This window comes from Methanothrix sp., assembly GCF_024518575.1.
Lineage (GTDB): Archaea > Halobacteriota > Methanosarcinia > Methanotrichales > Methanotrichaceae > Methanothrix_B.
The window spans coordinates 1-6,389 of sequence record NZ_JANIHG010000057.1 but is presented as its reverse complement, the minus strand read 5'-3'; the positions used below and the strand labels follow the sequence as shown (position 1 = coordinate 6,389).

General features: G+C 55.7%; 2 protein-coding genes. One reads left to right on the top strand and one right to left on the bottom strand.

The features are described from left to right. Nucleotides 1-61: 61 nt before the first annotated feature. Nucleotides 62-793 (top strand): MBL fold metallo-hydrolase, encoded by a 732-nt coding sequence (locus tag NQU42_RS08005; protein ID WP_296610509.1) that lies wholly within the window; start codon nucleotides 62-64, stop codon nucleotides 791-793. A gap of 109 nt (nucleotides 794-902) precedes the next feature. Here NQU42_RS08005 and NQU42_RS08000 read toward each other — a convergent pair whose 3' ends face one another. Continuing rightward, nucleotides 903-6,308, bottom strand: a complete 5,406-nt coding sequence (locus NQU42_RS08000) for a cobaltochelatase subunit CobN (protein WP_296610507.1) — start codon at nucleotides 6,306-6,308, stop codon at nucleotides 903-905. Nucleotides 6,309-6,389 lie beyond the last annotated feature (81 nt).

Below are 6,389 nucleotides of genomic sequence, written 5' to 3'. Positions count from 1 at the left end.
CTGGCCCTCCTCTGCACCGAAATGGAAGCCTTTACCCCCAAGATCTCTATGAGGTGAGTTCATGGAAATCACTCTGCTGGGCACAGGGGCGGGAATACCGCAGGCGGATCGTGCTCAGTCGTCTCTGCTAATTAGCGATGAAGAGGTGCTGCTCATCGACTGCGGCGCTGGCGCGCTTCTGAGGCTTGGCGAGATCGGCCTGAGCCCCCTCGAGGTTGACGCAGTCGTTCTGACACACCTCCATCTTGATCATGTTGCCGACCTTCTCCCCCTCGCAAAGGCGAGGTACCTCCTCGGCGAGCCATGGCTCAGAGTCTGGGGGCCTGTCGGCACAGAGCGCTGGCTTCTCTCTCTGCAGTCCCTCTATCCCTATCTCCATTCGATAAAGCTGGAGGTCAGCGAGATAGATGCAGGATGCAGATTCGAGGTCTGCGGATTCGATATGCTGAGCGCATCCGCGGCGCACAGCGTCCCCGCGCTCTGCTACAGAGTCGAGGGCTCATCAACAGTCACATGCTCCGGAGATACCGAGCCGACCGAGCGTCTCTCCGAGCTCGCATCCGGCTCTGACCTGCTGGTTCACGAATGCTCTTTTCCAGATGGATTTGATGTGACAAACCACACGACCCCAACAGGTCTCGGCAACACGATCAGAGGTGTGAAGGAGATCCTGCTCACGCACTTCTATCCGCAGTGCAGAGGTCTCGAAGAGGATATGGCGCGCACAGTCGAGCGCCTCTCCGGGATCAGGACCAGGCCGGGAAGGGATCTCATGGGCATCTCTCTGAGCTGATGGCCGCGAGCCTAGATCTTCCATCAGGCTTTTGACTTTTCCGCCGGTCCGCATGCAAATGGGGCCTGCCTCCGGCCGGAATACATAGCATGCGCCCTGCTCGATCCTATCACCTCCTCCAGAGGCCTGCAGCAACCAGAAGAAGCAGCAGGAGCACAAGCGCTATCCCGAAGAGAGGCGCGCCCGATACTGAAGGGATCTGTGTGTTCACGGTCACGTTCTCCATCACGTAGCCCTTCACATCCGCGGTCTTAGATTCAGGTGTTTTCGTAACATCTGCCCCAACCCCCTCTGGGAGCGTGCTGTTCTCAGCGAGCCTGTGCGGCCTGGAATGCGACGAGCTCGAGCTCTTCGACCTTGCAGAGCTGCTAGAAGTCTTCTCGACGCGCGCTGGAAGCACGCCGCTCATGTACTCATTCAAAAGAAGGTTGCCGCATGTGTGATGACAGCATGCGACCCCGTAATCCTCGACCAGATCCCTGTACTGCTCGACCAGGTTCTTTGCCATCTCAGGCGTTGGCTGCCATCTATCCTTCCTGGCTGTCTCTAAAAGCCTCGCATCTATCGCCTGCGCTGCCCAAGGGTTATTCTCCCTGAAGAACTCCTTCAGGCCCAGACCATATTTGTCCTCCACGTAGATGTCGTGGACCTCGCTCCATGTGCTCTCGCTCACCAGATCCGGCACAGTCGTCTCCCAGCCCCAGAGATACTCCACGAACTTGTCCATCTCTCTGGCTCCGGAGTATCCCTGCTCCATCATCCCCTGGATCCACCTTGGATTGTAGTACCTCGTCCTCAGCTCCCTCGAGAAGAACTCGCCCAGCTCATGGACCCGCTCCCTTCTCGGATCTCTACCATCTGTGACGTACATCTCCGGTGTGGTGCCTGTCACCGTACGAACCGCCAGTGCTATCCCCCCGAGGTACTGGAAGACGTCGTCGTTGTCGATGAACCCGTAGAGGTTGGAGTTTGTGTGATGGACTGCGAGATCCACATCCTTCAGGTTTGCTCTGAAGACCTCCATCTGCTCCTCTGTCGATAGCGATCTGCCAGAGTCGAAACTCCCTCCCCAGATGCCGTCTCCGTAGATGTAGGACATCCTCGATATGAAGAGATCACCAAGTTCAGAATCGTTCTCCCATCTGTCGCTCGCAGATATCGGCGCGTCGAGGTTTGGTCCGTATGTGCCTGCAGCCTCCAGGAATATCCTCGATCTCGACAGAAATTCCGCATCCTCTGCGCTGTAGTTGCCGGTCTCCAAAAACATATTCTTAAGCAGCTCAGAGTTCTCCCTGACGTAGTTCGGGTATGTCGTATCTGTATCGTTTGCAGCAAGCCTTATCGCCCTGTCTATCAGCTTCAGCTTCTCTGGGAAGAGATCTCTGTAGAGGCCGGAGGGAACCACTACAACATCTATCCTTGGCCGGCCCAGCTCTGAGAGCGGTATGAGCTCGACATCGCTCACGCCGCCGTATGCATCGTACACCGGCCTGGCCCCTACGAGTTGCAGGATCTCAGAATCTACAACACCATGATCGGTCATCGCCCATGCCCAGAGGACGACCGCCATCTTTCTCGGATATGTGCCGTTGTGCTTCAGCCTGTACTCCTCCAGGAGCTCCTCTGCCAGCTTCCTTCCAACCTCCCATGCAGCAGACGTCGGCACCCTCCTCGGATCCACGGACCTGAAGTTCCTGCCCGTGGGTAGGACCTGCGGATCCCTTATCGGATCGTCAGCCGGCGATGGCGGTATGTAGCCTTTGCTCAAAGCGTTTGTCGTATTCGAGAGCTCGTTATTGCATCTCCTCAAACCATCTGCGTAGACGAGCGAGGTGTTGAGCATCTCCGTGAGATTGGATTTCACCCCGCCTAGCAGAGCCTCCTGCGCTGCCATCGGGGATGTTCCGTTGATCAATACATCGTAAAGCAGAGCCCTCGATACGTTTTCGATCCCTCCAGAGATGGTGTAATTAGCGATGCTGAACTCCCTTGAGATCTCTTCTTTGTATCGATCCCCGAGCATCGACTCGATCATGGAGACCAGCGAATCGTTCTCGTACGGCTGGCCGAACGTATGCAGCCCGTAAGGCATGAAGCTGCTCTTCACCTCCTCCAGATACCTCTCGAGCTCAGGCAGAAATCCGTCGAACGCCTCTGGCTCGGAGAGGCCGGTCAGGTTGACCCCAAGGTCCTCATCCAGATGGAGATCCCTGCAAGTTTCCGCTATCCTCTTTCTGTACTCCTCCTTCACGCTCTCGTTGAGGACGTTCCTGTACTCGTATATGCTCTTGGCCAGATCAGAGAGGTTGCCGTAGAGGCCTGCCGCAACTATCGGAGGCGTGAGGTGTGATACCATCACAGCATCCCCACGCCTCTTCGCCTGCGTTCCCTCTGCGATGTTGTCGACGATGTATGGGTAAACAACAGGGATGTCCTGAACGAGAAGCGCTGGCCAGTCATCACCTCCGACCACGCCCTCCCTTCCGGGGAGCCACTCCTGGGTTCCATGCTTTCCCAGGTGAATTATGGCGTCCGCACCGAATCCGTGCTTGAGCCAGAGGTAGAACGCTATGTACTGATGATGCGGCGGCACATCCGTGGAGTGGTAGAGAACCGTGTTGTTCTCGAGCCAACCCCTGGTCGGCTGGGGGAGGAGCATCACATTCCCGAAGGAGAGCTTCGGTATGACTATGTATGAGCCGCTGGAGTTTCTGAAGACCATGATCTCTCCCGGCGGCGGCCCCCAGTGCTCGATGACCTCATTCTGCCTCTCCACAGGGAGCTCTTTGAACCAGTGGATGTACTCCTCAGCTGGTATCAGGGTCGCGTTGCCCCTCGCTACCATTGCATCGAGCTCGCCCGGAGCCCATGTGCCTATATTGGTGCCCTGGTGCGCCAGAAGATCGACAAGGATCTTCTCGTCAGGAACATCACCCTCGATCCTGTACCCCAGGCCCTTCATGTGATCCAGAATGTTTCTCAGGCTCCTCGGCACGTTCAGATAGCAGCCCTCTATGTTGTCCTTGCCGCCACCGTGGTTGTAGTAGATTATGGCGACTCTCTTCTCTGAGTTCGGCTTTTTGAGCCTGACCTGCGCCAGTGCCCGATCAGCTATACGCTCGACCTCTGGCTCTATTGATGAGTACACACTCTCGTTCTTTCCCGATACCGCGATCGGATCGAAGACCCCGTCCATCTCGGGGAGCGCGACCTGGAAGTAGAGCTCCATGGGATTGATGCTGGAGTTTGGCCATTCCTGAGGAGATTGGTAGTAAAGCCGCATCCCGCGAAGCACCGGCACGTTGAGCGACTCCAGTATCTCCACGCCCCTGTCAGGATCACCGTAGCTCAGGCGGAATGATTTTGTGAGAACGGCAACATCGATCAGGGTGGTGTTGTTCAGCACGAAGAACCTCTCCAGAGAGGATGCGTTCGAGAAGCCGATGCAGATCACGTTCGCACCTCTCTTCTCGAATGCTCTTATCAGGTCATCCCTGTCCGTTTGTCCCATATCTCCATAGTAGCTCGCGATGCCAACGGTCGGGGCGCTGGCGTTGCGATGATACCACTCCAGGTAGGAGGATACATTCTCAAAGAGATCAGGCGCGTCCGGATGGTAGATGTACTCCTTCGGCGTCGGGAGGGGAGCTTCTGTCTTTACATCGATGCCGCAGAAATGCGATGCAAGATACGCTATGAGACGGCGCATGTTCTCCACGCCGCCGTACTCCCAGTACATCTCGATATCAGGATGCGCGCTCAGGTTAACGTTTGCGAGGTTCTGATAACCAGGGGAGTTCAGGATGATCACAGGCACACCTCTTCTCCTCGGCTCTTCCAGGAGAGGCTGAAGCCCAGCAGCAGCATCAGCGCCGATCATCTCCAGAAATATCAGGCTGTATCCCGATAGGTTCACCTCCGTATCCAGAGCGTCTGGAGATACCAACGTTATGTTCAGTGGAGCTCCTTTCATGGCCTCTCGCAGCGCAGGCTGCTGGCCGACCGTGGCGAATAGGGCATCTGGTCTCTGCAGCCTGGCTGTGATCTCAAGGCGATGGCAATCCTCAGGCCTGGCGTTCCTCTCGCCATAGTAGAAGACCACAGTATCTCCATCATTCAGGATCACAGACTCCGGACCGACAAGCGGCACGGGCTCATCCGGATAGTTGATCCAGTACCTCCAGGATCTGTTCTTGCTGGAAACGAGATCTCCTATCGACTCGATCCTCAATCCATACAGATCAAGAAGAGAGTCGTTCACGCTGATGTTGATGTTATTCGATGAGGCGAATGCTATTAACGCGCCCAGCGCGCTTCTCATATCGACTGTGTAGATCTCACCGCTTATTGCGGTTACGTTCGTGCTCCTGTTTTCAAGCAAGACCTCCCCCTTCCAGAGCAGCTTTTCGGGCTTTGAGCCGAAGGCGTAGAGCCTGCCATCATCAGATCCTATGAAGAGCGCGCCATCAGAGGCGGAGGGTGAAGACATTATGTATTGTTTTACAGGATATGTCCATACGACCGACCCATCCGAGGCATTCAGCGCATAGACCGTTCCCTCGTCGGTATTGGTGCCGAAATATATTCTGCCATCGAGGAAGATGGGCGATGACCTCACGGGTCCGTTGACCTCTCTCTCCCAGAGAAGAGAGCCGTTTGTATCGAGGCAGATCATGCGACCCCTGGGGCGGTCGTCAGTTCCCACGTAAACGCGATTGAATGCGATCGATGGTGTCGATGTTGTTCCGTTGATTTCTCTCTGCCAGGTAATCTGACCCGTGCTGGCGTTTAAGGCGAGTATGGCCCTATCGGTCACGACGAACGCGATATCATTCCACAGGGCCGGACCGGCGGTGATCGCTCCATCCACCGGGGCCTTCCAGACAATCTGATGTGAGGAAAGGTTGACACAGTAGAGGGCAGGATCGCCGCCTGGGAAGTACATCATCTGCTTAGAGGATGCTGGAGAGGAGAATGGTGATACCCTTCCAGTCGATATGTTCCAGAGCTCCTCGCCTCCTAGGCTCAGGGCATGAAGGGTGCCGTCCGAGAAGCTCATTATGTAGATCGTGTTGTTTTCAACAAGTGGCGAGGATGCAACTCCCCAGTACTCCGGGTTTCTCTCGACAGTTCTGTTCCACAGAGTCCTCCCGGTCACGCCATCCACGCAGTAGATCTCACCGGTCAACGAGCCCACAAAGACCCTCTCACCGAACACCGCTGGTGTCGAGGCGCCTCCCTTCCCACCTATCGGATTTATCCAAAGAACCGTTCCGTTTCTCGCATCGATGCATGCAAGCCCCAGCTCTCCTTTGAACGTCATGTCAGGCCAGTTCGAGACGAAGATTCTATCAGAGTAGACAACAGCTGATCCGCCTATGTAGCCGTGGCCGGTGAGGCTGGTGCTCCAAAGAAGATCTGGCGAATCGGGACCAATGCCGCTTATGTTTCCCGTCCTCTGGTTGTCGCCGTGGAACGTCAGGAAGTCTGCATTTGCCTGCATTAGCAGTGACATGCTCAGCAGCAAGAGAAGCCATATGATGGCCAGTATATTTTTGTTATTTTTTAAAATATCTGTCATTAACTCTCCTCCTTT